General features: G+C 69.4%; 26 protein-coding genes, 1 tRNA gene and 3 pseudogenes. 15 read left to right on the forward strand and 15 right to left on the reverse strand.

Translation table 11 applies throughout. The annotated features are described in order from the left end of the window. Positions 1-110: 110 nt before the first annotated feature. Positions 111-1946 (forward strand): NHL domain-containing thioredoxin family protein, encoded by a 1836-nt coding sequence (locus tag O7624_RS15165; RefSeq protein ID WP_282240470.1) that lies wholly within the window; start codon positions 111-113, stop codon positions 1944-1946. Between the two features lie 29 nt (positions 1947-1975). Here the strand turns inward: O7624_RS15165 and O7624_RS15170 are convergent, their stop codons facing one another. Genes O7624_RS15170 through O7624_RS15180 form a run of 3 tightly spaced genes read right to left on the reverse strand, consistent with a single transcriptional unit; the run spans position 1976 to position 4246 of the window. Beyond that, entirely contained in the window at positions 1976-2725 is a 750-nt protein-coding gene (locus tag O7624_RS15170; RefSeq protein ID WP_282240471.1) for a 5-oxoprolinase subunit PxpA, read from the reverse strand. After that, complete coding sequence (locus O7624_RS15175) at positions 2709-3566, reverse strand: biotin-dependent carboxyltransferase family protein (protein WP_282240472.1); 858 nt, start codon at positions 3564-3566, stop codon at positions 2709-2711. The genes O7624_RS15170 and O7624_RS15175 overlap by 17 nt, the downstream gene beginning before the upstream one ends. Beyond that, positions 3563-4246, reverse strand: a complete 684-nt coding sequence (locus tag O7624_RS15180) for an allophanate hydrolase subunit 1 (protein WP_282240473.1) — start codon at positions 4244-4246, stop codon at positions 3563-3565. The genes O7624_RS15175 and O7624_RS15180 overlap by 4 nt, the downstream gene beginning before the upstream one ends. A 106-nt stretch (positions 4247-4352) precedes the next feature. On the opposite strand from O7624_RS15180, the gene O7624_RS15185 reads away from it, so the two are divergent. Beyond that, a complete protein-coding gene (locus O7624_RS15185; protein ID WP_093409137.1) occupies positions 4353-5030 on the forward strand; it encodes a hemolysin III family protein in 678 nt (225 codons plus the stop codon). Between the two features lie 79 nt (positions 5031-5109). Here O7624_RS15185 and O7624_RS15190 read toward each other — a convergent pair whose 3' ends face one another. Beyond that, a complete protein-coding gene (locus tag O7624_RS15190; RefSeq protein ID WP_093409140.1) occupies positions 5110-5394 on the reverse strand; it encodes a DUF6458 family protein in 285 nt (94 codons plus the stop codon). 117 nt (positions 5395-5511) lie between these two features. Between O7624_RS15190 and O7624_RS15195 the strand changes: the two genes are divergently transcribed. Then, positions 5512-6051, forward strand: coding sequence for a histidine phosphatase family protein (locus O7624_RS15195; RefSeq protein ID WP_282240474.1), 540 nt, complete (start codon positions 5512-5514; stop codon positions 6049-6051). A 31-nt stretch (positions 6052-6082) separates the two neighbouring features. Here the strand turns inward: O7624_RS15195 and O7624_RS15200 are convergent, their stop codons facing one another. The 4 genes from O7624_RS15200 to O7624_RS15215 all read right to left on the reverse strand — a co-directional run bounded on the left by O7624_RS15200 (position 6083) and on the right by O7624_RS15215 (position 10401). Further along, a complete protein-coding gene (locus tag O7624_RS15200) occupies positions 6083-6352 on the reverse strand; it encodes a DUF6458 family protein (protein ID WP_043961115.1) in 270 nt (89 codons plus the stop codon). A 184-nt stretch (positions 6353-6536) separates the two neighbouring features. Next, positions 6537-8393: an acyl-CoA dehydrogenase gene (locus O7624_RS15205; protein WP_282240475.1), complete on the reverse strand. Its 1857-nt coding sequence runs from the start codon at positions 8391-8393 to the stop codon at positions 6537-6539. Between the two features lie 144 nt (positions 8394-8537). Beyond that, complete coding sequence (locus tag O7624_RS15210; RefSeq protein WP_282240476.1) at positions 8538-9665, reverse strand: PP2C family protein-serine/threonine phosphatase; 1128 nt, start codon at positions 9663-9665, stop codon at positions 8538-8540. A 100-nt stretch (positions 9666-9765) separates the two neighbouring features. Next, positions 9766-10401 (reverse strand): septal ring lytic transglycosylase RlpA family protein, encoded by a 636-nt coding sequence (locus O7624_RS15215; protein ID WP_282240477.1) that lies wholly within the window; start codon positions 10399-10401, stop codon positions 9766-9768. Between the two features lie 179 nt (positions 10402-10580). Between O7624_RS15215 and O7624_RS15220 the strand changes: the two genes are divergently transcribed. Beyond that, positions 10581-11132, forward strand: a complete 552-nt coding sequence (locus O7624_RS15220) for a phosphoribosyltransferase family protein (RefSeq protein WP_282240478.1) — start codon at positions 10581-10583, stop codon at positions 11130-11132. Between the two features lie 78 nt (positions 11133-11210). Here the strand turns inward: O7624_RS15220 and O7624_RS15225 are convergent, their stop codons facing one another. Next, on the reverse strand, positions 11211-11726 hold the full coding sequence (locus O7624_RS15225) for an alpha/beta hydrolase (RefSeq protein ID WP_093409425.1): 516 nt from the start codon (positions 11724-11726) through the stop codon (positions 11211-11213). Positions 11727-11834: 108 nt separating this feature from the next. Here O7624_RS15225 and O7624_RS15230 point away from each other — a divergent pair, with 108 nt between their 5' ends. Next, entirely contained in the window at positions 11835-12266 is a 432-nt protein-coding gene (locus O7624_RS15230) for an ASCH domain-containing protein (RefSeq protein WP_282240479.1), read from the forward strand. 50 nt (positions 12267-12316) lie between these two features. Here the strand turns inward: O7624_RS15230 and O7624_RS15235 are convergent, their stop codons facing one another. The 3 genes from O7624_RS15235 to O7624_RS15245 form a co-directional block, all read right to left on the reverse strand. Next, a complete protein-coding gene (locus O7624_RS15235; protein ID WP_282240480.1) occupies positions 12317-13195 on the reverse strand; it encodes an LLM class flavin-dependent oxidoreductase in 879 nt (292 codons plus the stop codon). A gap of 106 nt (positions 13196-13301) precedes the next feature. Next, entirely contained in the window at positions 13302-14222 is a 921-nt protein-coding gene (locus O7624_RS15240; protein ID WP_282240481.1) for a hypothetical protein, read from the reverse strand. A 128-nt stretch (positions 14223-14350) separates the two neighbouring features. Beyond that, complete coding sequence (locus tag O7624_RS15245) at positions 14351-14887, reverse strand: phosphoribosyltransferase family protein (protein WP_282240482.1); 537 nt, start codon at positions 14885-14887, stop codon at positions 14351-14353. 419 nt (positions 14888-15306) lie between these two features. Here O7624_RS15245 and O7624_RS15250 point away from each other — a divergent pair, with 419 nt between their 5' ends. Beyond that, positions 15307-15972, forward strand: coding sequence for a hypothetical protein (locus O7624_RS15250; protein ID WP_282240483.1), 666 nt, complete (start codon positions 15307-15309; stop codon positions 15970-15972). A gap of 773 nt (positions 15973-16745) precedes the next feature. Here O7624_RS15250 and O7624_RS15255 read toward each other — a convergent pair. Next, on the reverse strand, positions 16746-17999 hold the full coding sequence (locus tag O7624_RS15255) for an XRE family transcriptional regulator (RefSeq protein WP_282240484.1): 1254 nt from the start codon (positions 17997-17999) through the stop codon (positions 16746-16748). Positions 18000-18334: 335 nt separating this feature from the next. Here O7624_RS15255 and O7624_RS15260 point away from each other — a divergent pair, with 335 nt between their 5' ends. The 7 genes and pseudogenes from O7624_RS15260 (at position 18335) to O7624_RS15290 (ending at position 23458) form a co-directional block, all read left to right on the forward strand. Continuing rightward, complete coding sequence (locus O7624_RS15260) at positions 18335-19186, forward strand: helix-turn-helix transcriptional regulator (protein ID WP_282240485.1); 852 nt, start codon at positions 18335-18337, stop codon at positions 19184-19186. Next, a complete protein-coding gene (locus tag O7624_RS15265) occupies positions 19186-19479 on the forward strand; it encodes a hypothetical protein (protein WP_282240486.1) in 294 nt (97 codons plus the stop codon). Before O7624_RS15260 ends, O7624_RS15265 begins: the two co-directional genes overlap by 1 nt. Next, positions 19469-19825, forward strand: a pseudogene (locus O7624_RS15270) (replication initiator); the annotation flags it as partial. The gene O7624_RS15265 and the pseudogene O7624_RS15270, both read left to right, overlap by 11 nt. 133 nt (positions 19826-19958) lie before the next feature. Beyond that, positions 19959-20851, forward strand: a pseudogene (locus O7624_RS15275) (IS5 family transposase). Positions 20852-20870: 19 nt separating this feature from the next. Then, positions 20871-22049, forward strand: a pseudogene (locus O7624_RS15280) (replication initiator); the annotation flags it as partial. 64 nt (positions 22050-22113) lie between these two features. Further along, positions 22114-22323 carry a helix-turn-helix domain-containing protein gene (locus O7624_RS15285; protein ID WP_282240487.1) on the forward strand — a complete coding sequence of 70 codons (210 nt, stop codon included), beginning with the start codon at positions 22114-22116 and terminating at the stop codon, positions 22321-22323. Next, on the forward strand, positions 22316-23458 hold the full coding sequence (locus O7624_RS15290; protein WP_282240488.1) for a site-specific integrase: 1143 nt from the start codon (positions 22316-22318) through the stop codon (positions 23456-23458). Before O7624_RS15285 ends, O7624_RS15290 begins: the two co-directional genes overlap by 8 nt. A gap of 53 nt (positions 23459-23511) precedes the next feature. Here the strand turns inward: O7624_RS15290 and O7624_RS15295 are convergent. Further along, positions 23512-23585: transfer RNA gene (locus tag O7624_RS15295), tRNA-Gly, on the reverse strand. Positions 23586-23945: 360 nt separating this feature from the next. On the opposite strand from O7624_RS15295, the gene O7624_RS15300 reads away from it, so the two are divergent. Next, a complete protein-coding gene (locus O7624_RS15300) occupies positions 23946-24950 on the forward strand; it encodes a zinc metalloprotease (protein WP_170863580.1) in 1005 nt (334 codons plus the stop codon). Positions 24951-25018: 68 nt separating this feature from the next. On the opposite strand, the gene O7624_RS15305 is transcribed toward O7624_RS15300, so the two are convergent. Continuing rightward, positions 25019-25555 (reverse strand): pyridoxamine 5'-phosphate oxidase family protein, encoded by a 537-nt coding sequence (locus O7624_RS15305; protein WP_093409162.1) that lies wholly within the window; start codon positions 25553-25555, stop codon positions 25019-25021. A gap of 77 nt (positions 25556-25632) precedes the next feature. Here O7624_RS15305 and dcd point away from each other — a divergent pair, with 77 nt between their 5' ends. Then, a complete protein-coding gene (gene dcd / locus O7624_RS15310; protein WP_093409429.1) occupies positions 25633-26211 on the forward strand; it encodes a dCTP deaminase in 579 nt (192 codons plus the stop codon). Positions 26212-26253: the final 42 nt, after the last annotated feature.

The raw sequence follows: 26253 nt of genomic DNA on the forward strand, positions 1-26253 counted from the left end.
GTCACGGGCAACCGTGACCCCGCCTCTTTACTGCCCGGCGGACCTCGGCCGGGCCCGGCTCGCCTCCCCTTCGAGCCGGCTGGCCTCCGCCGGTAGGGCACGATGGGGGCATGAGTGCACGCGTGCGGGCGCCCGAGCTTCGAGGTCGGGCCTGGTTGAACACCGGCGGGCGGCAGCTGACGCTCGCCGACCTTCGAGGTCGGATAACCGTCCTGGATTTCTGGACCTTCTGTTGCATCAACTGCCTGCACGTGCTGGACGAGTTGCGCCCCCTTGAGCAGAAGTACGCCGACGTTCTCGTGGTGATCGGGGTGCACTCGCCGAAGTTCGAGCACGAGAAGGACGCCGACGCGCTGGCCGCCGCCGTCGAGCGGTACGGCGTGCACCACCCCGTCCTCGACGATCCTGAGCTGGACATGTGGCAGCAGTACGCGGCCCGTGCCTGGCCGACCCTCGCGGTGATCGACCCGGAGGGATACGTGGTGGCCACCATGGCGGGTGAGGGCCACGCGGACGGGCTGGCCCGGCTGATCGACGACCTGATCGCCACCCACGAGGTCAAGGGCACGCTGCACCGGGGCGACGGTCCGTACGTCCCGGTCGCCGAGCCGGAGACCACCCTCCGCTTCCCGGGCAAGGCGGTGGCCCTGCCCGAGGGTGGCCTGCTGGTCTCCGACTCGGCGCGGCACCGCCTGGTCGAGCTGGCCGCCGACGCTGAGACCGTCGTCCGTACCGTCGGCACCGGCGAGCGGGGCCGGACCGACGGTTCCGCCGGTGCCGCAACCTTCTCCGAGCCGCAGGGGCTGTGTCTGCTGCCGCCACACGTCGCCGAGGTCGCCGGCTACGACCTGGTGGTCGCCGACACCGTCAACCACCTGCTGCGGGGCGTACGACTGGCCACCGGCGAGGTGCTCACCGTGGCCGGCACCGGGCGGCAGTGGCGGTCGACGGTCGACGACCACGCGCACGACGCCCGATCGGTCGACCTCTCCTCACCCTGGGATCTCGCCTGGTACGACGACAAGATCGTCGTCGCCATGGCCGGCATCCACCAGCTCTGGTGGTTCGACCCGATCAAGCGCACCGCCGGCATGTACGCCGGCACCACGGTGGAGGCGCTGCGCGACGGGCCGCTGGCCGAAGCATGGCTGGCCCAGCCGTCCGGGCTTGCCGTCTCCACCGACGGCGACCGGCTCTGGGTGGCCGACAGTGAGACGAGCGCCATCCGCTACGTGCAGAACGGCGTGCTGGGCACCGCCGTGGGTCAGGGCCTGTTCGACTTCGGGCACGTGGACGGGCCGGCAGCGGAGGCCCTGCTTCAGCACCCGCTCGGCGTCTGTGCCCTGCCCGACGGCTCGGTCCTGATCGCCGACACCTACAACGGCGCGGTACGCCGGTACGACCCGGCCAGCGATCGGGTCGCCACCGTCGCCAGCGGCCTGGCCGAGCCCAGCGACCTGGTGCTCACCGCCGACGGCGCGGTGCTGGTGGTGGAGTCGGCGGCGCACCGGATCACCCGGCTGGCGCCCGGTGCGCTCTCGGCGGCCGGCGCGGAAACCGTCGACGGTCCACGGCACCGCACCGAGCGCCAGCCGACGGAACTGGCCTCGGGCGAGGTCGTGCTGGATGTCGTCTTCACCCCGGCCCCCGGGCAGAAGCTGGACGACACCTTCGGACCGTCCACCCGGCTCGTCGTCTCCGCGTCGCCGCCGGAGTTGCTGGTCGAGGGGGCAGGCACCGGCACCGACCTGTCCCGGCGTCTGGTGATCGACGGTACGGTGCCCGACGGGGTGCTTCAGGTGACCGCCCAGGCGGCCACCTGTGACGCCGACGTGGAGCACGCGGCCTGCCACCTGACCCGGCAGGACTGGGGCGTACCGGTGCGGGTGGTCGACGGCGGCGCCCGCCGGCTGCCGTTGGTCCTGCGCGGCATGGACGCCGGCTGACGCCCGGCCACGGTGCCCTGCCTCGCACCTCAGGCGAACGAGGCGGGGGTGACCCCGGCGTCGACGAGGGCGGCACGGACGAGTTCCGCGGCGGCCACCGCGCCGGGGCTGTCGCCGTGCAGGCAGACCGACTCCACCACGCACGGGACCGTACCGCCGTCGACGGTGACCACGACCCGCTCGGTGGCCATCCGTACCGCCCGGCGGGCGACCTCCTGCGGGTCGGTGACCAACGCGTCCGGCGACGTGCGCGGGACCAGACGACCGTTGGGCAGGTAGTTCCGGTCGGCGAAGCCCTCTGCCACCACCCGGACACCGGCACCTTGGGCGAGTTGGGCGAGCACCGATCCGGGCGGGCAGAGGACAGGCAGCTCCGGGTCGAAGTCTTCGAGGGCGGCCAGCAGGGCCGCCGCCGGCAGTTCCTCGCTGGCCGCCGCGTGGTAGAGCGCGCCGTGTGGCTTGAGGTAGCGGACCCGGGTGCGGTACGCCCGGCAGAACGCGTTGAGCGCGCCGAGTTGGTAGAGCACCTCGTCGCGCAGCTCCGCGAACTCGTACTCGATGTGCCGTCGGCCGAAGCCGGCGAGGTCCCGGTACCCGACCTGGGCTCCGACGGCGACTCCCCGTTCTGCGGCGGCGGCGCAGACCCGGCGCATGGTGGCCGGGTCCCCGGCGTGGAAGCCGCAGGCGACGTTGGCGGAGGTGACCAGGTTCAGCAGGGCCTGGTCGTCGCCGAGACGCCAGATGCCGAAGCCCTCGCCGAGGTCAGCGTTGAGGTCCATGAAATCTCACCGTAGTGCCTGGGCGGGCCTGCGCGAGCGGGGTCACGTCGTCCACCACCGCGATGACCGGGTATCCGCCGGTGGTGGGGTGGTCGGCGAGGAAGACCAGTGGTTGACCGTCCGCCGGCACCTGTACCGCGCCGAGGACGAGTCCTTCGCTGGGCAGTTCCCCGGCCACCGCGCGGGGCAGCGGCGCGCCGCTGAGGCGCGCGCCGACCCGGTTGCTCAGCGGACTCACCTGGTACGCCGTGCCGAGCAGCCGGTCCAGTGCCGCCGGGGTGAACCAGGCGTGCCGAGGACCGAGCCGCACGGTCAGCCGCAACTCCGTCGGGGACGCCACCGGCATGGTTACGTCGACCGGGGCGGGCGGGTTGGCGGGGGTGCCCAGCGGCAGCAGGTCGCCGTCGCGCAGCGGGGCCGGTCCGAGCCCGGCGAGGGTGTCGGTCGAGCGGCTGCCCAGCACCGGTGTGACGGCGATGCCACCGGCCACCGCGAGCCAGCAGCGCAGGCCCCGTCGGGCGGGGCCGATGCGCAGCGGGGCACCCCCCGGTACGGCCAGCGGGCGGCCGGTGTCACCGGGGCGCTGGCCGACCCGAACGTCCGCCTCGGCACCGACGACGGCGACGGTGGTGGCCCGGGTGGGTCGCAGCTCGCAGCCGGTCAGGGTGATCTCCAGCCCGGCCGCGTGCTCCGGATTGCCGACCAGGCGGTTGGCAAGGCGCAGCGCCGCCGGGTCGAGGGCACCGGAACGGGGTACGCCGAGGTGCGCCCAGCCGGGCCGACCGAGGTCCTGCACGGTGGTCAACGCCCCGGCCCGGAGCACTTCGAGGGTGCCGCTCACCGCTCCACCAGCCGGACGCGGGTGCCGGGGCTGAGCAGGGCCGGCGGGTCCGCCGTCACGTCGAAGAGGGGCACCTCGGTCCGCCCGACCAGCAGCCAACCTCCCGGGGACGCGGTGGGGTAGATGCCCGCGTACCGGCCGGCCAGGGCGACCGAACCGGCCGGCACCCGTTGCCGGGGCGTCGGCAGCCGGGGCACCGCCAGCTCGGCGGGTAGCCCGGTGAGGTACCCGAAGCCGGGCGCGAAGCCGCAGAATGCGACCTGGAACTCGGTGTCCCGCAGGCGACGCACCACGCCCGGTACGTCCGTGCGCCAGTGATCGGCCACCTGGGAGAGGTCTGCTCCGTCGTAGCTGACGGGTACCTCGACGAGAGGGGCGGATGCGGCGGTGGGCGCCGCCGTCATCGTTCCGTCGGGCGGCGCGGAGGCGGTCCAGGTGGCGATCAGGGCGGCGGTGGCCGGTGGATCGGGTACGCCGTCGAGCAACACGGTGGTGGCGGCCGGCACGATCTCGACGGCGACCAGTTCGCCCAGTTCGCGGCGGTGCCACAGCTCCGCCCGCCACGCCTCGACGGCGGCGGTCACCTCGGTGTCCCGACTCGGCGGCGCGGCGGGATCGATGTCCTCCGGTGGCGCGAGGTCGAGCAGGAGGGCGTGCGTGCCGACCGGTCTGATCCGCATTCCGCCATCCTCCCGGAAGAGTGGATGCTTTCGGGTCGGCCACTGGTCGGACAGCGTGACCAGTTGCACTACCCGAAAGTAACCTACGCTGCCGTAACCTAAGGGCGTGACCACCTCAGCACGCCCCCGGCTCAAGCCGGTCGACATCGGGAAACCCCGGATGCGCGGCTGGCTGCACACGTACGCGTTCTTCGTCGCCCTGGTCTGCGGCATCGTGCTCTGTTCGATCGCCGCCACCCGCCCGGGCTGGACCCCCCTGGTCAGCTCCGCCGTCTACAGCTTCACCGTCTGCGGCCTCTTCGGCACCAGCGCGTTGTACCACCGTCGGGTGTGGTCGACCCGCGGCTACGCGGTCATGCGCCGGATGGACCACTCGATGATCTTCCTGTTCATCGCCGGCACGTACACCCCGTTCTGCCTGCTGCTGCTGGAGACCCGGGCCGCCGTCATGATGCTGTCGATCGTCTGGGGCGGTGCCTTGGGCGGTGTGGCGCTCAAGCTGATCTGGCCGCACGCCAACCGGTGGATCTCCGCGCCGCTCTACCTCGCCCTCGGCTGGGTGTCCGTGGCGATGCTGCCCGACATCCTCCACCAGGGTGGAGTCACGGCCCTGGTGCTGCTCGCCGTGGGCGGCGGGATCTACACCGTGGGCGCGGTCTTCTACGCGCTGCGCCGCCCCAACCCGTGGCCCACCGTCTTCGGCCACCACGAGTTCTTCCACGCCTGCACGTTGGTCGCCGCGATCTGCCACCACATCGCCATCTACTTCGCACTGTTCGCCTGAGCCGACACCCGACGACAGCGGGGGTGGTGAGCCTCGTCGCTCACCACCCCCGCTGGGTCCGTCGGGCTGGGCCCTGAGGTCAGATCGTGGGACCGGGCCGGCGCACCTCGCGGTACTCCTGGACCACCCGGTCGTCCCGGACCGGCACGGCGCGCTCGGCCACCACCCGTTCCTCGCGTACCGGCGCGACGACCGTACGCCGACGCGAGTTCCAGTAGTAGAGGGTCACGATCAGCCCGGCGACGCCCGCGAACATCAGCACCCAGCCGACAACGCTCAGGTTGAGCCAGCCCAGGTCCGCCTCCACGGCAAACGCGAAGATCGCGCCCAGCGCGATCAGGAAAATACTGCCACCGATGCCCATCTGGTCGTCTCCTTGGCTATCGAAGCTGGCATTCCACTCCGCCGCGGCCACGGATGAGGTTGCGGCATCGACCGACTTACCCCGGCACGGAGATCGCCAATCCGGCAAGCTGGAGACATGACGGACAGCCCGCACGACGAGCGGACACTTGTGCTGCTGCGGCATGCCAAGGCCGAACAGCCCACCACGGACGGTCCCGACGTCGAACGTCCGCTGGCCGCTCGCGGCCGGGCGGACGCCGCGGCGGCCGGGGCGTGGCTGGCTCGACACGGGCTGCTGCCGGACGTGGTGCTCTGCTCGGCGGCCGTACGAACCAGACAGACGTGGCACGCCGTCCAGTTGGGGATCACCGGCTCACCGCCGGAGAGCGGTCCCGCAGGTCCGGCTCCGGTGATCCGCTACGAACCGGACGCCTACGAGGCACATCCGGAAGACCTGCTGCACCTGATCCGGCAGGTGTCACCGACCGCGGCCACGGTCCTGTTGATTGCCCACAATCCCGGCATATCCCTACTGTCCGAACTGCTCGATCCGGTGCGGGCCGATCCGGAAGGGCTGCGTACCGGCGGTCTCGTGGTGCACCGGACGGCCCTGCCCTGGGCGGAGCTGAGCCGCGGCGGGGCCCGGATCGAGACACGGCACACCGCACGCGGCTAGCCCGCGTGCGGTGTGCCGTGGAGGTGCTCGCTCAGCTCGGTGGCGCGGTCGGTGGCGGTGGATCGGGCGGCGGCGGCATCATCGCGGTCGGGTGCGAGAGCCGGTTCTCCTCCACGATCAAGGTCCGGGCCCGCTTGCGGCGGTCCTGCCAGAACCAGAGCGTGGTGAGCAGCACGGCCAGCCCGGCCAGGATGAAGACCCAACCGACCGCCCGCAGGTCGACCCACCAGACGTTGGCCCGGATGGCGAAGGTCAGGATCGCGCCGATCGCGATCAGGAAGATCCCACTACCAATGCCCATGTGCGCGGCACTCCCCCGTGCGGTTGCTCTGGGCGTACTCGGACTGGCCCACACCGCATACCCACCCACCCCCCAGTTACCCACCCCCGCACCCCCACGAACAAGGGGTTGATCATGAGGTGAGCGGCGATGTTGCTCTTGAACCGCCGCCCAACCTCATGATCAACGAGACCGGGTGGGTGGGTTAGAAGGCTTCTTCGGGGAGGTCCATGACGTCGAGGTCGGCGCCCTCGACGATGCGGCGGTCGGCGCCGATGCGGGGCAGCACCTCGCGGGCGAAGAACCGGGCGGCAGCCACCTTTCCGGTGTAGAACGCCTTGTCTGCCGCCGTCACCTCAGCGGCGAGAGCCTTCAGCGCCACGTCGGCCTGCTTCTGAAGCAACCAGCCGACGACCAGGTCACCGAGGGCCAGCAGGAACCGCCGGCTGCTCAGCCCGACCTTGTACAGCGCCCGGGTGTCCCCGCCCTGCGCCTCACCCAACCAGCCGGTCATCACGCCGAGCATGTTCTGGATCTCGGCGAGCGCCTTGCCGAGCGCCTGGCGCTCCTCCTTGAGCTGGCCGTTGCCCGCCTCGGTGGCGATGAACTCCTGGATCTCGCCGGCCACGGCCAGCAGTGCCTTGCCGTTGTCCCGGACGATCTTCCGGAAGATCAGGTCGAGGCTCTGGATGGCCGTGGTGCCCTCGTACAGGGTGTCGATCTTGGCGTCCCGGACGTACTGCTCCAGCGGGTAGTCCTGGAGGAATCCGGAGCCGCCGAAGGTCTGCAGCGACTCGTGTCCGAGCAGCTCGTACGCCCGCTCCGAGCCGACGCCCTTGACCAGCGGGAGGAGCAGGTCGTTCACCCGCTTGGCCAGCTTGATGGCCTTCTCGTCGCCGGCCGCCTCCGCCATGGCGACCTTGTCCTGCCAGGTGGCGGTGTAGAGGACCAGGGCTCGCAGACCCTCGGCGTACGACTTCTGCAGCAGCAACGAGCGACGCACGTCGGGGTGCGCGGTGATGGCCACCCGGGGGGCCGTCTTGTCCGCCATCTGGGTCAGGTCAGCGCCCTGCACCCGGTTCTTGGCGTACTCCAACGCGTTGAGGTAACCGGTGGACAGGGTGGCGATGGCCTTCGTGCCGACCATCATCCGGGCGTACTCGATGATCATGAACATCTGCCGAATGCCGTCGTGCTTCTCGCCCAGCAACCAGCCCTTGGCCGGTACACCGTGTTCGCCGAAGGTGATCTCGCAGGTGTTGGAGACCTTCAGGCCCATCTTGTGCTCGACGTTGGTGGCGAAGACGCCGTTGCGCTCGCCCAGCTCGCCGGTGTTCTCGTCGAAGTGGTACTTCGGGACGACGAACAGCGACAGGCCCTTGGTGCCGGGGCCACCCACGCCCTCCACCCCGACCGGGCGGGCGAGTACGTAGTGGACGATGTTGTCGCTCAGGTCGTGCTCACCGGAGGTGATGAAGCGCTTGACGCCCTCGATGTGCCACGAGCCGTCCGGCTGCGGGATCGCCCGCGCCCGGCCAGCGCCCACGTCCGAGCCGGCGTCCGGCTCGGTGAGCACCATCGTGGAGCCCCACTGCCGGTCGATGAAGAGCTTGGCCCAGCTCTTCTGCTGCTCGGTGCCCTCCACGTGCAGCACGTGCGCGAAGGACGGACCGGAGGCGTACATCCAGACCGGCGCGTTCGAGCCGAGCACCAGCTCGGCGAGCGCCCACCACAGCGCCCGGGGGGCGTTGGTGCCGTCCAGCTCCGAGGGCAGGTCCAGGCGCCAGAACTCGGACTCCATGAAGGCCCGGTACGACTTCTTGAACGACTCCGGCAGCGGCGCGGTGTGCGTGGCCGGGTCGAAGACCGGCGGGTTGCGGTCGCTGTCCTGGTAACTGGTGGCCAGGTCCTGCCGAGCCAGCCGGTCGACCTCGGCGAGGAAGCTCCGCGCGGTGTCGACGTCGAGGTCGGAGTACGGCTCCTGGCCGAACGCCCGGTCCGCTCCGAACACCTCGAACAGGTTGAATTCGAGGTCCCGAAGGTTGCTCTTGTAGTGGGTCACGTTGCTGGCCCCGCTTCCGGACAGGTGTTACCGATCAGTAACCCTGACTCTATTACTCACGGGTAGGCAGCGACAAGCCGATCCTGATAGTGACAGGCATTACACACCTGTCGTTCAGGTCACCAACCCGGGCCCTCAGGGTCCTCACCCCTCGGCCGCACCGACCTCCCAGCTCGGCACCGCCGCCGTCGCATTGCCCGGCGAGCCCGTGTACTCCATCAGGACCAACGCGATGTCGTCGTCGAGCCGGCCGTGCACCCATTCGACCAGAGCGGTCTCCAGGGAGGCGAGGCCGTCACCGACCGTACCGTGCCCGAGCAGCCGCCAGGCCCGGTCCGCGGTGGGAAAGAACTCGCCGTCCCGCCGCGCCTCGCCGAGCCCATCGGTGAACAGCAGCAACCGGTCGCCCGGCTCCAGCCGTTCCACCCGTGGCCGGACCACAGGCATGAAGCCGAGCGGGGGCGCCGGTGCCGGCGGCTCAAGAGAGATCACCGCGCCACGCCGCAGCAGCAGCGGCGCGGGATGTCCACAGTTGACGATGGTGAGCGTGCCACCGCGCTCCTCGACCAACGCGGCCGTGACGAAGTCCTCGTCACCGACGTTGCGCGCCACTGCCCGGTCCAGATCCGTCACCACGGCCCGCAGATCGGCCCGCTCGTAGGCCACGTGCCGGTACGAGCCGAGGACGATGCTCGCCAGCCGGACCGCCTCCAGTCCCTTGCCGCGTACGTCCCCGATGATCATGCGGACGCCGTACGGAGTTTCGATCGCCTCGTAGAGGTCCCCGCCGATCTCGGCCGTGGCGGTCGACGAGATGTACCTGCCGGCCACGGAAAGAGCACCCACCCGAGGACCGAGCGGGCGCAGCACCGCCTGTTGAGCCACCATGGCCAGCTTCGACAGCTCGGCGATCTGCTCCGCCTGCCGCTGCCGTACCGCCGCCACCGCCCCCGCGATACCCGTACCCAACGCGATGCCGGCCACGGCGACGGCCGTGGCGACCGACACCGTCCGCTCGGCCAGGGCGAAGGTCGCCCCCAGCACGGAGGCGGCGGCACCGACGCCGAGCACGATCCGCCAGGAGGCGAGCGCGGCGGCCAGGAACGGCGCGGCAACCATCAGCGCGATGTAGTTCGCCGTACGGCCGTCCGCCAACTCGACCGCGGACACGATTGCGAGCAGGACGAGGGCCGCGCCGAGGCCGGCGCGGGATCCGGGGCTCAGCGGGCCGCGGCCCGGCTGGAGGAGTTGCGTGCGTACATCCGACAGCATGCCCGATGTAGGTGAGCGAAAGAATGAGCCTGGCCCCTCGGACGAGACGGATCTGGCCGCGAGGATCCGGGGCCGGAGCCGATCGCGACGCTCCACCGGGTCAGCCGAGCACCTCGTAGCGGACCTCGATGTGACCGAGATCGAGTGACGCGATCTCGGCGAACGCTGCCCGGGCCAGGTCCAGGCAACGCCCCTCGATGAACGGACCACGATCGTTGATCCGGACGGTGACCGACTTGCCGTTGGCTGGGTTGGTCACCCGCACCTTCGTGTCGAATGGCAGGGTCTTGTGGGCGGCCGTCATTCCCTCCGGATCGAACGTCTCGCCATTGGCGGTCATCTGACCCTGCCAGTAGAAGGACGCGCCGCAGGAGCCGGTGTCGACCACCGGGCGGGCCGTCGTCTTCTTGGCCGTCGGCTTCGGCTTCGGGCTGGCCGTACGCTGCTTGCTCCGCGACGGCGCCTGGACGGTACGACTCGGCGTCGGGCTCACCGTCGGGCTCGGCGAGGCACTGGCGCTGGCGGTCGGCGACGCGGTCGGCGAGCCGGTCGTGGGGACGCCCGTTCCCAGGGTGGGCGACAGGTCGATCGCGGCCGGTCGAGCCGGCTCCGCGTCGGCGGTCAGTCGTACGGCGCCGACAGTGCCTCCGACGGCGAGTGCGACCGCCACCACAGCGCTGGCCGTCAGACCGGCCGGCGAGGTGAACCTGCGGGTACGGGAGTGCTTACCAGCCACCGGCCCGGTCCTTTCTCAGCGGGTCAAACCGGGTCGGACCATAACGAGAGAAGCACTTCCGAAGTCAACGTGATCATGGCGTTATGACTGCAATTGCGGTGATACGTGCAGCCGATCATCCGAGTCGTGGTGGGCCGGGAGGGCCGGTGTTCGACTGTCGGGTGACGCAGGATGGTGACATGCCCGTTGAGCTGAGCAGACGCCTCGTCGAGCTGTTCGGGTGGGTCGACCCCGGTCCGGGCGCGAGCCACCTGGTCAGCGACACCTCCGGGTGGTGGCGGGATCCGGCGACGCTTGCCGAGCTGGGGCCGGCGCTTGTCGCGCCGTTCCGGGCAGCTCGACCCACGGTGGTCGTGTCCCCGGCGGTCACCGGGTTCCTGCTCGGGCCGCTGGCGGCCACCGCGCTCGGCGTGGGATTCGTGGCGGCGCACAAGCCGGGGGACGGACGCTTGCCTGCCGGCTCGCTGACCTGGGCGCAGAGTCCCCCCGACTTTCGCGGTCGACGGGTGGACCTCGCGGTGCGTGACCGGCACCTGGGTCCGGGCGACCGGGTGCTGGTGGTTGACGACTGGGTGGACACCGCCGCCCAGGTACGCGCGATCTACGAGATCTGTACGGCCCGGGGCGCCGACCCGGTCGGCACCGCCGCCGTGGTCGCCACCTGTCCACCAACCCTGGCGGCCACCCTACGAATCACCGCACTCCTCACCACCCCCGACCTCCCCGGCTGAAAACCCGTTTCATCGCGTTGATCATGATGTTGCTGCCCCTCGCTCCGGCGAGGCGCGACAACAACGTCATGAACGGGGTCAGCGGACGAAGTCTTCGACGACGGTGCAGACCTGGCCGAGCGCCTCGGCGGAGCGGGCCAGCGGGCCGGGCACCATCAGCGCATGGTCGGCGCCGGGGATCTCCAACACGTGCGGAGTGAGCCGCCGGGCGGCTCCGCCGTCCCAGGACGAGTCGGCGGTGCCGCCGACCAGGATGAACGGGGCGGTGGCCCGGCGCAGCGCGTCGACAACGTCGCCGCGGTGCAGCAACGGGGTGAGCCAGACCGCGGGCAGCCCCCGGCCGGCCGCGAGCGGCGCGGCGAGGGTGCCGAGTGACTTGCCGACCAGCAGGTCCGTTCGCTCGTTCAGGGCCGGGGAGACCTGGTCACACACCCATCTGCCGATGGTGTCGATGTCGAAGTGCTCCGGCACCTGCCAGGAGATCCCGTGCAGCCCGAAACCGACCCGGCGCAGTGCCTCGCCCAGGTAGAGAAAGAGGGGGTACCGGGTGTCGTACCCGCGTCCCGGGATGAGCACCGCACGTCGGTCCGCCATGGACATCTCCTTGTCGTCGGCCATCGACCGTACTCCCATTCGCACCCTTCCGGGACGACTCACTCAGGCTCCACCGGATGCCGGCGATCGGGCGGTAGCCTCGACCCGATGTGGCCACGGATCGGCGGACTCCGCGCGCTGGCTCTCGGCACCCCCGGTGAGCTACGGGCGCGCCTCAACACCCTCGTGCTGGCCGGCGTGAAGACCGCCACCGCCGGCCTGCTCAACGAGTACGCCGATGAGGGCGAGGAACTTGAGCACGTCGGAGAGCGGCTGGCCCTCGTCGACGACGCCGACGCGTTGGTGGCCGTCGTCCAGGTGACCGGCATCGAGGTGACCCGGTTCGCCGAGGTGCCGTGGGACTTCGCCCGCGCCGAGGGGGAGGGCGACCGCTCGATCGAGGAATGGCGGGCCGGACACGCCGCGTACTGGGCCCGCGTCGGCACCCCGGTCACCGACGACAGCGAGATCGTCTGCGTACGCTTCCGCCTGGTGTCCGCCGGAGCTGGCGGCATCGCCACCGGCGACCTCGGCACCTGAGCGGCCATCCGGCCCGCAGCCCGCGCCGATCTGACGGGCAGCGCGCAGGTTCAGCGACGCAGCTCGGGCAGGAGGCGGGTGGCGACATCCACCAGGACCGCCTCGTCACCGGCGTACCAACTGCTCTCCCGCGGCCAGTGCGTGATCACATCGGTGAAGCCGAGCTTCGCCGCCCGCTCCACCTGATCGGCGAAGAACTGCGCGCTACGCAACGAGAAGACCGGTGCCGAGTCCAGCGAAAGGTAACGGTCCAGGCTGGCCGGGTCACGCCCCTGCGCTGCCAGGGTCGCGTCGAGGCGGGTGGTCAGCTCGGCCACCCCGGTCCACCAGTCGTCCAGATCGTCGGCGGCGGGCCCGGTGGTCACCCAGCCCTGCCCGAAGCGGGCCGCGGCGCACATCGACCGGGGGCCGTTGGCGGCCACCACGAACGGCACCCGGGGCTCCTGAACGCAGCCCGGATTGCTCCGGGCGTCGACCGCCGCGAACCATTCGCCCCGCCAGGTCGTGCCGTCCTGTCGCAGAATGGCGTCGAGCAACTCGGTGAACTCGGCGAACCGATCCACCCGCTGCCGTGGGGGCAGCGTCTCACCGCCGAGAACGGCCGCGTCGAACCCGATGCCGCCCGCGCCGAGGCCGAGCAGCGCCCGACCGTCGGAGACGTCGTCCAACGCGGTCACCTGCCGGGCGAAGGCCGCCGGATGCCGGAAGTTCGGAGAGGCGACGAGCGTGCCGAGACGGATCCGGGTGGTCACCGTCGCGGCGGCGGTCAAGGTGGTCATCGAGTCGAACCAGGGCCCGTCCACCAGGTCGCGCCAGCCCAGATGATCGTACGTCCAGGCGTGGTCGAAGCCCCACTCGTCGGCTCGCCGCCAGCGGTGCCGCGCCACCGACCAGCGCTGGTCGGGCAGGATCACGATGCCAACCCTCATGATCACGATGGTACGCGGGTACGGGTCACACCGCTGGGGCACGGCGAGGGGCCCGGCCCCAGGGTCTCCCCTGGGACCGGGCCCCTCGTGCTGCCTAGACCAGCCCTCACATGAGAGCTTCGACCGCTGCCGGTGCCCGGGTCAGCGTCACCGTGGTCGGCGCGAGTTCGACCTGCACGGTCTCACCCTGGTAGTTCGGGTCGTTCGCCCAGGCGCTGCCGGTGACCTCGACCTTTCCCCGCTGGAACGGCGTGGTGCCGGTCGGGTCCGCCGTCGCGGACCACTGCGCCGTCTCACCCTCGACGCAGTCGACCCGGCCAGTGAAGGGACCACGGATGATGACCTTCTTCTTGACCTGGGTGACCAGGCCACTGAGCTGCACCGTCGCGTCCGCGTTGCAGGCCACGGTGCCGTGCACCGTGGCCTTGCCGTTCAGCTTGCTGAAGACGCCGTCCGCCGCCGGCGTGACGGTGAACTCCAGCGGGGCCGGCGGCGGCGGATTGCCGATCACGACCCGGCCTCGCAGGGCCGGCTCGCCGCCCTCGCAATGCTGCTCGAAGGTGGCGTCGAGGCGCTCCACGTACCCGTGCGGGCCGAACGCCACGTCGGCGACCACGAATGAGCCGGTAATCGTGTTGCAGCCCCGGCCGTTGCCACTGATGTCGATGCCGGCGCCCGCACCGCTGAACGGCGCGCGGGTGGCGTCGGGGTAGTCGCCGACGGCCAACTGCTGGCCGGCCGGTGCCTTGAGCTCCATCGACCACCAGTCACCGTTACTGCCGTTGATCGACAGGTAGACCCCGCGAAGCTGATCGTCGGCGCGAATCGACAGCTGGTCTCCCGCCCCGGCGTCGTAGCTGTAGGTGGCGCCGCCGGTGACCCAGTCGCCTGGATCCCCGGTCATCGTGAAGGTGCCGGCCGTCACCGGCTCGGCCTGGGCTGCGGCCGCCCCCGTGAGCAGGCCGGTCGCGGTGACGACGCCCGCAAGGAGCGTCGCCGCGATGGCCCGACTGGTGCGCATGGTCATGGATGCCTCGTCTCCCCGAATTAGGCGCTTTCTCGCCTCGCCGGGGAGAGCCTAGGAACGACGAGCCGGGCGCGTAGCCCCACCGGTCAAAGTGGACACTTCAGCCCACGCGCGAGCGGTCGGGCCCTCTAGCCGGTCCACACCGGCAACTCATCGGCCCGCACCAGGCTCATCACAGTGCCGAGTGCCGCCCGCCGATCATCACAGAGCTGATCGACCAGAACGCTGCACCCTACCCAGCTGCTGCCGCACCGCTCGACCATCTGTCTGGTGGTGAGCGCCTGGCTGCCTGTCTCGATCCAGTCGTCCACGAGCAGAACCCGGTCGTGTGATCCGAGTGAGGATCGCTGCAAGCGCAGGGTGTGCGACCGTTGGCGGTAGTCCGGTTCGGCTGCCGCTGTGATCTTGTCGCCGGGAAACAGCCCGTCACGCTTGCGCACTGGGATGAACCCGACGCCCAACTCCACGGCCGCAGCGCCCCCGAGAAGGAACCCCCGGGACTCGATCCCGCAGATGGCGGTGACGTCCGAGTTCTTGAACGGCTCGACCAGACCTGCGACGACATGACGGAGTGCGTTGGCGTCGCGGAATACCGCCCACACGTCAGCGTGCCCCTCGATCCATCGGAAGTGCTTCAGGAGCAGACCACGTGCGGAGTCGGACATGGTGGGATTGTGGCTGCCCAGCCTCGCGACGATCAACGCGATAGCGTCGATGCGGACCGGTGTGTCGGGAGACGGAGACCCGACGCCCCTGCCTTGTACAGGTCAAGACTGCTGTCCGCCGATGACCGCCGTGGCCCGTCGGCCGCTCGTGGCCCAGGAAGGGTCGAAGGCCCTGGTTGGGACTTGCGTCCTGACCAGGGCCGTTCGCATGGAGCGGGTGACGGGAATCGAACCCGCACTGTCAGCTTGGGAATCGGGTTGATCTACACCTACCGTGGCCGTGTTCCCTCGCGATGAGCACGGAGAGTGCAGCTTCCGGCTCTCGGGAAGGCCGCTGTCTGCCGCTGTTGACCCCTGCTTCGGGCACGCATCGGGCACATAGTCGGCCGAGTGTTGCAGGCTTGAGGGATGATCTGAAGATGGCCAAATGGTGGGAGCTCGCCATCCCTACAGCGGGAACCTTGATAGGGACGCTATCGGCGGGGTGGCTTGGAGCTGTATATCAAAGAAAAAACGGTGAACGACTCCTACTCATCCAATCCGAGGAGAATGAGCGCCAACGCGAGGCGCAGGCACGAGAGGCTGAACGTGCTCGAACTTTCGAAGTATGGAAAGAGCGCGAGGCTCGCAGTCATGAGGAGCGCAAGAGTGCCTATATAACCTTCTGGTCCCTATTCGGCGAACTGAGAAAAAACGAGTCAGTTCAAGCGCAACTTGAAGAACAAATCGCCGCCCTAGGCGATAGCGACGAAACAGCGGTGGAACGCGAGAGGCTCAAGTCGCAACACCTCCAGGCGATTAAGCGGTTCAAAGAAATTGCACCCAGGCAGATCGCTGCACTCGAAACACTCATGTTTGTCGGTGCGAAGTCCGTCGCAAATGCCGCAAACCGTCTTTTGCTAGTGCGCAATAATGGCGAAAGCGAAGATGATATAAATGCGGCAGTATCCGAATTCTTGAGATGCGCCCACGCCGACTTGAGCCATTCTTTCGAGACATCCACTACTCATCCGTCCCGTCTGCCGTCGACCCGCCCTCCTGGGGAGCGGGCCGCCGCCCGGCCCGCCACGTCAAGCGGACCTTGACGCAGGTTCGGACGCTGGCGGGTCGGGCGGTGGTCTGCTCGGCTCGCCCGGGTCGAGGGCAGACGGGATGGCCTACCGCAACCACCCACAGACCGCGACCCGCCGGCGGAGCCCTGGCCATCCTGGAGCCCGAGCGCCCCCGCCGGAGGCGCTCTAACGGCAACCCCCGCGACCGCCGCCAGCTCGCCGTCGCGGCCGGCGTGCGCTCTCCTCCGCCGCGCGGGCTCGTGGTCGCGCGGCCCGGCCGGCTGCCGGCCCCACCACCACCCGGTCAATGCTGCTGTCGTGCTGCGGCGGCCCACCGGGCTTTCCGCCCTTCGCGCCAGCCGCCGGGCGTGTTGCGTGGCCGGAGCCGGAGCGCCAGCGGAGCGACGGACGCGCGCCCAGGCGGCGGCGCGTGCGGCCCGTCAAGGGCCGCCTTGAAGACGTACAGAAAGTTCTCACCACCCGGCCGGCAGCCGGCTCGCACATAGGCTCACGGAACACCGCCGGCAGCGTGCGTGGTAGTCACGCTAGGCGGCTAGCGTGTGAAACTGTGACTGTGAAGGTGAGTCCGGGCCAGGAGGCGGAATGGTGGACAACGTCTGACGTGGCGGCGTACCTGGGTGTGAAGGTGTCGACGGTTTCGAACTACCGCAAGCGCGGGCAGATGCCGGAGCCGGACATGACCGTAGGCCGTACGCACATGTGGCGGCCGGATCGGGTCAGGGCATGGCACACGGCGCGACCACGGCCAGGTGTAGGCGGTCGACCATCCCCAGAGGGCCAGGAACCTAGCTGACGGAGTGGGCGAGCGCGCGAACCTCGTCCAGATAGGCCGCCACCTCCGGTTGCCGCTGGTGCTTCCGGGCTAGGAGTCCGGTCAACTCCTGGGAACACATCAGCAAGGACGGCAACGACTGGCGGTCACCTTCGAGAGCCCGTCGGCCGTACGCGACTGCCGCTTCGACATCTCCGGAGCGAGCGGCCACGACTCCGAGCGTGATTCGGGCTTCGGCGTTGCGCATGGGCTTCCGCTCGACTCCGTTGGGCTCGGTCGAAGACTTGATGACCTCTCGCGCGTACATGCGGGCTAGGCGGTCCTCGCCTGCGATTCGGTAGCAGTCCATCGCGTAGAAGTCGAACTTGGCAGGGTCAACAACGAAATGGTGATCGGTGTCTTCCGGGTACGGCAGGGCTTCCAGCATCCGCCGCCCACGGTCGAGGGTCGCCTCTACCTGTCGCCGGTCCCCGAGTCGCGCCCAAGCCTTCGCCTGTTGGGCTGCGAGCTGAACCGCTGCGCTCTGGTTTACTGCTGCTACTTCGCCGGCTTCGGCAGCGGCAATGACTCCCCGGTAATCACCCTGGGTCAGGGCGTACCAAGCGCGCATCTCGTACGCCCAACCGACAACAGCCGCGTTGCCGCCTTCCTCCCCGAGCGACAGCGCCGCCCGGCGCGTTGCCTCTGCTGCCCGTCGGTTACCCATGTCGTACTCGACGCATCCAACGAGAAGTGCTACCCAACCAGCAAGAGTCAGAATTTCTCGATGCTGTGCAAGAGTGAGCCTTCTGTCCATGAGAGCGGTAATTCGGCGAAGCCACGCCCGTCCCTCAGCATGAAGCTCCGCTGACGGCATGTAGGGATACTCGCAGCAAAGACGGTCGGCTGTGATGCGCAGGGCCTCTAGCGTTGCTGGCGAGACATCCGACGCGCGCACACGGGCAAGAATTTCGAGCGTCTCCATGCCGGTCCCGGCCAGGAGCAGCCGGTCACTGTCCTGGACACTTTGCGGCGGAAAGAATGCGGCGGTAACAGTTCCGAACGTCTTGGCGATCAAGCTCTTGTAGAAGTTGTCAGGCTCGGAACTGCCCGACTCCCACCGCTTCCAGTTGCGCAGTAGCGTGCTGTCGGCGGGAAGGGGCTCGTTCGAATGTGCGCGCAATGCCCGGACAGCATCGCCCTGCGACCAGCTCCGCGCAGTCCGTTCCGCGCGTAGCCTCGTCGCCCAAACCGGCCGCTCGTCGTTGCCGTGTTCGTCTCCGCCCATGACGCCAGTATTGCCCTCTGAGCCAGTGACATGACAGGGGACTTTGACCTGTCCCCGTGCTGACACCTGCCGTTGGTCGGCAATCAAGGTCATCGTTGGATGCGGGCGAGCCACAAGGCACCTACCCAACCCACCTTGGCTAGTACCAACTCAGTTGGTACTCTGCCGAAAGAGAAAGGCCCCAGCGAGCTGCAACTCGCTGAGGCCGGTGCATCGGTCTACCTCTGCGAAAGGACCACACGATGCCTGTTCAGCGTACCCATGTCCCTGCGAGTCGCGTCTCGGGTCTTCAGACGAACGCCACGGCCCTGCCGACTGTTGACCGGCATCGGCCGGTGGCGTTGACCCCTGTGAAGGCGTTCTACGACACGCTGCCGGGTGCTCGTTCGCACCTGACCTCCGCTGACCTTCGGCCCACCCTCCCCACTACCGGCACCGCTGCCTCTGCTCCCATCCACTGCAATGAGCGGCTGCGTGAGACTCTGCTCGCGCTCGGCTGTTCACCGGCTGACCTCGCCGCCAGGCTCGGCGTCGATCCGAAGACCGTGGAACGGTGGATCGGCAACGCCAACCGCACGCCCTACCCGCGTACCGCCTACCAGGCCGCGCGGATCCTCGACGTGGACGTCACCTACCTGTGGCCCACCATCCACAACAACCGCGTCAGCAAGATCGAGGGCACTGACGAACTGTCCGCCTGCTGGCCCGGCCGGGCCACCGTCCCCGCCGACCTGTGGGGCCGGCTCCTCATCGACGCGCAGCGTCGCATCATCATCATGGGCGATCTCGCCCTGTCCGACCTGGTCCCGAACCTTCCCGGGCTCCTGCTCGACAAGGCTGACCAAGGTGTGCGCCTGCGGGTCATCCTCAGCGACCCGGACGCCATCGCCAACCCCATCGACCGCATCCGCGCCATTGAGGCCGAAGCCGTCTACCTGCCCCTGGCCGGGCACGGCATCTCGGTCAGCCGCTATCCCGGTCGATTGGCCACCACGATCCTGCGGGTCGACGACGACCTGATCGTCCGCACCGGCATCGACGGATGCCCTACCGCCTTCGCCCCGGTCATGCACCTGCGTGCACTGCCGAACGGGCCGCTGTCCCGGCTGTACCTGACCAGCATCGACAGCGTCATCGAAACCGCCGTCCCGGTCACCCCGGCACCAGCCATGCAGGCGGTGGCCTGATGACCACCACCCCGACCCCTGCCGCCTACCGGTGGCGTCAACCTCGTCTTGCTCGGGGTTGGGAACCTGTCCAGCTCATCGGCCGTATGAAGATCCTCGCCGCTCGTGACGGTGTGGAGCTGCCGAAGACCTACGTCCTGATCCGCTACATCTACCTGTGGGAGCACCACCGGGCCGACCTGCCCGCCTACGTGGCGTCCCTGCTCGGCCGGATCTTCGACACGCCGAACCCGTTCGGCACCGGCCCCATCACGCACCTACCGGCCAAGGCGGTCCGCACCCGTGGCCGCTGACCTGATCGCCGTTGTCCCGGGCCAGGCTTACCTGTCTGGTCCGGGGCACCGGCCCCACCCCACCCCCGGCCCGTCGTCGGGTGCGTTCGTCGGCCGCGACGAGTCGGCCTTCACCCGTGCCACCGGCCCGGACTACTTCGGCTGGCTGGAACACGTCCGATCGGCCGCGGGCTGCTCCCACCCGATCCGCCTGGCCGGTGAGGTCGCCACCATCGATCGCACCACCGGCCGGCTCCTGGCCTCGGTCACGACAGCCGAGCTGCCGGACGGGGAGATCTACAAGCCGTGCGGCAACCGCCGCCACACGGTCTGCCCGTCCTGCGCCCACACCTACCAACGCGACGCCTAGAGCCTGTGTCGAAGTCGGTGCCAGGGCTTGAGTTGTTGGTTGAGGATCTTCGCGTGTCGGTGTTCGAGATGTAGCGAGGTCTCCGGTATCTGGTTCAGCGACCAAGCAGAACCCGAACACCGGAGACCTCGTGGACACCCTAGCGGTGGCGAGGCGGCATGACCTGACCGACGCAGAGTGGGTGGCGCTGGAGCCGCTGCTGCCTGCGGGGCGTAGGCCAGGTCGGCCGTCGACGTGGACGAAACGGCAGCTCATTGATGGGATCAGGTGGCGGATAAGGGTCGGTGCGCCGTGGCGGGATGTTCCGGAGTGCTACGGATCCTGGGCCGCGGCGTATGGGCTGTTCCGGCGTTGGCAGCGTGATGGAACCTGGGTGAAGATCCTGACCGTGTTGCAGGCTGTGGCTGATGCGGCCGGGCGCGTGGTCTGGGACGTGTCGGTGGACTCGACGGTCGCCCGGGCTCATCAGCACGCCGCTGGGGCGCGTAAAAGGGGGATCTGCAGGCCGAGCCGCCGGGCGGGGTCACGGTCGAGCCGACCGATCACGCGCTCGGCCGGTCGCGCGGTGGGCTGACCACAAAGCTGCATCTGGCCTGCGAGCAGGGGCAGAAGCCGTTGTCGATCGTGTTGACCGCTGGGCAGCGCGGGGACAGCCCGCAGTTCAGGGCGGTGCTCGACGGGATCCGAGTGCCCCGTCTCGGCGCCGGCCGGCCCAGGACCCGCCCGGACCGGGTCCTGGCCGACAAGGCGTACACGTCGAAGGCCAACCGCCGCTACCTGCGCCGTCGCGGCATCGCCGCGACGATCCCCTCGAAGGCCGACCAGGACACCAACCGGCGCAAGCTGGGGTCCAAGGGCGGCCGTCCACCGGCCTTCGATCCCGAGCGGTACAAGCAGCGTCACGCCGTGGAATGCGGCATCAACCGGCTCAAGCGCAACCGCGCCGTGGCCACCCGATTCGACAAGCTCGCCGTGCGTTACGAAGCCACCGTGCACGTCGCCGCGATCAGCGAGTGGCTGTGACCGACTTCGACACAGGCTCTACCAGCTCGTCCGCGCCGGCCTCGCCGGCGGCAAAGGCATCCCCGCCACCGTCGCTGCGCATCCAGCGGTGTTCGCCACCGTCACCGCACCCTCGTTCGGCCCGGTGCACACGCAGCGCACCGACCGCGCCGGCCGGCAGATCCCGTGCCGGCCCCGCCGCCACCCCGACCTGTGCCCGCACGGTGTGGATGTGCGCTGCCATCAGCGGCACGCCGACGACGACCCAACCCTCGGCGTCCCGTTGTGCTTGGACTGCTACGACCACGATGCCCAGGTGGTGTGGAACCACTCCGCTCCGGAGTTGTGGCGGCGCACGACCATCGCTATCACCCGCCACATCCGTGCCCGGGTGCGCCAGCTCGGGTTGCCGTGGGTGGAGCAGGTCACCGCCAGCGGTCGGGTGCGTCGGGTGCCGCCGGTCAAACTGTCCTTCGGCAAGGTCGCCGAGATGCAGCGCCGGGGCGTCGTTCACTACCACGCCGTGATCCGCCTCGACGGCGTCGACCCGTACGACCCGTCCGCGATCGTGCCGCCGCCGGCCGGGCTCGGCGTTGACGACCTGGTCGCCGCCGTCACCCACGCCGCCGCCACGGTCGGGTTCACCACCCGCCCCCACCCGGTCCAACCGGCCGGCTGGCACATCACCTGGGGCGACCCTGACATCGGCCTCGACGTAGAGCCGGTCAACGCCGACGGCAACATCACCGACAGCCGCGGCGCGGGCTACCTCGCCAAGTACGCCACCAAGAGCACCGAAGCGACCGGGCATGTCTCCCGCCGCCTCACCGGCGACACCATCGACCTGTACGCCAACCACCAGGGCACCCATCCCGAACGGCTCATCGACGCCTGCTGGACCCTCGGCGGCCACCGCGACTGGCAGATGCTCCGACGCTGGGCACACATGCTCGGCTTCGGCGGCCACTTCCTCACCAAAAGCCGCGCCTACTCCGTCACGTTCCGCATCCTCCGCGATGCCCGGGTCATCTGGCGACGCACGGAGGAGGGTCACGAGTACGCCGACCAGGGCGACGACACGACCCTGATCGTCGGGCTACTCACCTACGCCGGCTCCGGCTGGCGCACCACCGGAGACGCCCTGCTGGCCAACACCGCCGCCGCCATGGCGCGGGAACGACACCAGATCGCACGAGAGGAGATGACCGCTGCTGCCTGATCCCGCACGACCGGTCCGCCATCACGAGAGGAGTACCGCGCTGAACGAACCCCGCGACGTCGACATGCTCACCGTCGAGCAAGCCGCACAGCGTCTCGGCACCGGAGTTCGCTTCGTTCGCCGCATCGTCGCTGAGCGCCGTATCCGCTTCTACAAAGTCGGCAAGTACGTCCGGTTCCACCCCGACGACATCGCCGACTACATCCGTCAAGGCCGCATTGACGCCATCCGGCCCGTCCTGCGCTACCGGAAGGGAGAGCACGTCTATGGCTAGCAAGCGCCGCTTCGGCCGTATCCGCAAGCTGCCGTCCGGTCGGTACCAGGCTCGCTACCTCGGCCCAGACGGCATCGACCGACCCGCACCACACACCTTCGCCAGCAAGACCGACGCTGACCGCTGGCTCACCGCCACCGAAGCCGACATGATCCGGGGTACCTGGCGCAACCCGGACCTCGGCCGTGTCGCCCTGGGCGACTACCTCACCGAGTGGATCGACCACCGTCCGGGTCTGCGTCCCCGGACTCTCGATCTGTACCGCTGGCTGCACCGGAAGTACCTCGCGCCTCGCCTCGGCGACTACTTCCTCGCTGACCTGACGCCCGGTGCTATCCGGGCCTGGCGCGCTGATCTCCTCGCTGATGGGGTGAGTGCCACCATGACGGCCAAGGCGTACCGTCTTCTTCGCGCCGTGCTGAACACCGCCGTTGACGACGAACTGATCCGGCGCAACCCCTGCCGCATCCAGGGTGCCGGCATCGAACGGCCGACCGAGCGCCCGACTGCCACCGTCGCCCAGGTCTTCCAGCTCGCCGACATCGTTCCCGGACGCCTCCGCGTTCTCATCCTGCTGGCCGCCTTCGCCAGCCTCCGCTACGGAGAGCTGGCGGCCCTGCGCCGCCGCGACTTCGACCCGCGCTGTCGGACCTTGACGGTCCGCGCGACTCTGGTCGAGCGCCAGAACGGCACACTGACTTTCGGCCCGCCCAAGACCGATGCCGGCCTGCGGACCATCACCATCCCAACGGCGATCCGCCGTGACGTGCGCGCACACCTGGCCGAGTTCGTCGACGACGACCAGGACGCGCTCGTCTTCACCGGCGCGGCCGGCGCGGTGCTGCGCCGCTCCAACTTCCAGCGCACCTGCAACTGGCGGGTGTCCGTGGCGGCGGTCGGGCTGCCCGGCTTCCACTTCCACGACCTACGGCACACCGGGAACACCCTCGCGTCACGGACCGGGGCGAGCCTCGCCGACCTGATGGCCCGGATGGGCCACGCCTCCACCCGGGCAGCGCTGATCTACCAGCACACCGCTCAGGAGCGTGACCAGCGCATCGCCGACGGGCTCAGCGAGCAGATCAAGAAGGGGCGAGATCGGGCACGCAGCGGGCACGGCAAGCCCAAGAAGTGATCCCCATAAGTGAAGCCCAGGTCGGGAACGTGTCCTGACCTGGGCTTTGCTCGTGGAGCGGGTGACGGGAATCGAACCCGCACTGTCAGCTTGGGAAGCTGATGTTCTGCCATTGAACTACACCCGCAAGCGGCATCACTCTACCCGAGTCACCCAGGCCGTCGCACCCAGGGCTCCACCCCGTCTACGAGTCACCCGCAGAACGTCTCGTCCTCGCAACTTCACCGAACCTGCTGCATGAGGGCGGTTCGGAGAGAGCGATATCCCCGAAAGTGCACGGATCTTGGCGACCTTCGACGTGCACGCCCGGGGCGGGGCGGGGCCGGCGCGGGGCGGGCGGGTAGGCCCGGGGGTGGGGTGGGGAAGAAGTTTCACCATCGCAACATATGGCCATGTTCAAATCTGTCTATCGGTTGTAACGTCTGCCCCACGTTTTCCACACGACGCGACACAACCCCCGGTCGCGTCGCCAGAAAGAGGTGGGCATATGGGACTGCGTCCCGTCCTGCTGAACCGGCGCATGGCCGGCATCGCATCGACGTCACTCGCGCTGGCGCTCGGCGTGGCCACGGTCGGCCTACTGCCGGCCGCGACCACGACCGCGAGCCCGGCTGCGGCCGCCGTCACCGCCGACGAGGTGTGTGAGGATCCGACGGGCACCCTGGCCCGGGCCAAGGCTGGCGGTGCCGCCGGGCACGATCCGAACCAGCTGACCCTCGCCCAGGTGCATCAGCGCGAGGCCGAGTTCGCCGACATCCTGCAGGAGCGAGCCAAGCGAGTCGGCCAACGTACGCTGAACGCCCAGGCCGCTGCGGCCTCGGTAACCATCCCGGTGGTGGTGCACGTGATCCGCCGGGACACGACCCGGGCCGGCGGGAACATCCCCGACTCGATGATCCAGTCCCAGATCAACGTGCTCAACCAGTCGTTCAGCGGCGCGACCGGTGGTGCCGCGACCGCCTTCGCGTTTCAGTTGCAGAGCATCAACCGGGTGACCAACTCGTCGTGGTACCCGATCCGGCAGGGCTCGTCGGCCGAGCGGCAGATGAAGACCCAACTGCGTCAGGGCAGCAAGTCGACGCTCAACATCTACCTTGGCGCGCTCAGCAACAACCTGCTCGGCTGGGCGACCTTCCCGCAGCGCAACCTGAACGTCATGGACGGCGTGGTCGTGCTCAGCGAATCCCTGCCCGGTGGCACCGCCACCAACTACAACCAGGGTGACACCGGCACCCACGAGGTCGGCCACTGGCTGAACCTCTACCACACGTTCCAGGGTGGCTGCTCGGGCAGCGGTGACCAGGTCGGGGACACCCCGGCCGAAGCCTCGCCGGCAAGCGGCTGCCCGACCGGCCGGGACACCTGCTCCAGCCAGGGCCTCGACCCGATCACCAACTTCATGGACTACTCGTACGACGGCTGTATGTACCAGTTCACCCCCGGCCAGGCCACCCGCATGATCAACGCCTGGAACTCCTACCGCGCGGCATAGCACCAGCGCAGCACCGCGTACCACAGGTGCCGGCTCCGTCGGACGGGGCCGGCACCTGCGCATGTGGGTCAGGCGGCGCGGCGGTGATGCCTCCCGGAGTGGGCCGGCACCGGGCGTACGGCCTGAGGCGCGACACCGGCCGGGTCCAGCCAGACCTGGACCGCCGGACTGGACGCCAACTCGCTCGGCCCGCCCACCGACTGCTCGCGCCGGGCCAGCATTGCCACGTCGACCGTGAACTCGAAGAGGCGCCAGTCGGCGTGCGGGGCGGCCCGCGCGGCGAGCGCCAACCGGGCGACCGTGGCGTCGTCGGTGACTGGCCGGGCGCGTCCGGCGACGTACGCCTCGTCGTCGCTCTCCTCCGGCGGAAACGAGTGCAGCGCGTAACGACCGTCGCGTTCCAGGTCGCGCCGCTTCGGTGAGTCGATCACGAAGCAGTAGAGACCGTCGTCGGTGATCACCGGAGAAACCGGGTGCACCCGGGGCCCGCCGTCGGCACGAACCGTGGCCAGGTAGCCGAAGCCGGGGCCGTACTGCTGCATGAGAAGGCGGATCCCGTCGGCGAGTCGAGGCTCGTCAGCGGCGAATTCGGTCCAGGAAGCCATGCCGACATCCTATCGAACACACGTTCGAAGCGGGTAGTCCGACACGCGTGTCACATACCGGCAGCTATGGTGTGGCGATGCTGCTCTCCGACCGTGACCTGGTGTCCGAGATCAAGGCGGGCACCCTGGCGCTCGAACCGTTCGAGCCCACGCTGGTGCAGCCCTCCAGCATCGACGTACGACTGGACAAACTGTTCCGGGTCTTCAACAACCACCTCTACACCCACATCGACCCGGCGACCCGACAGGACGACCTCACCTCCGCCGTCGAGGTGCCCGACGGCCAAGCGTTCGTGCTGCACCCGGGCGAGTTCGTGCTCGCCTCGACGCTTGAGGTCATCTCGCTGGGCGACCAGCTCGCCGGCCGCCTCGAGGGCAAGTCCAGCCTGGGAAGACTCGGCCTGCTCACTCACTCGACCGCCGGCTTCATCGATCCCGGCTTCTCCGGTCACGTCACCCTGGAGCTGTCCAACGTGGCCAACCTGCCGATCACCCTCTGGCCGGGCATGAAGATCGGGCAGCTCTGTATCTTCCGGCTCTCCTCGCCGGCCGAGCACCCGTACGGCTCGGCCGTCTACGGTTCCCGTTACCAGGGCCAGCGCGGCCCGACGCCGAGTCGCGCCTGGCAGAGCTGGCGCACCTGGCCCACCCGCTGACACCGCAGGGTCGCTGCGGGCGATGATTCACTGCCCGTGCCG

It is taken from the genome of Verrucosispora sp. WMMD1129 (genome assembly GCF_029581255.1).
GTDB classification, from domain to species: Bacteria; Actinomycetota; Actinomycetes; order Mycobacteriales; family Micromonosporaceae; genus Micromonospora; species Micromonospora sediminimaris.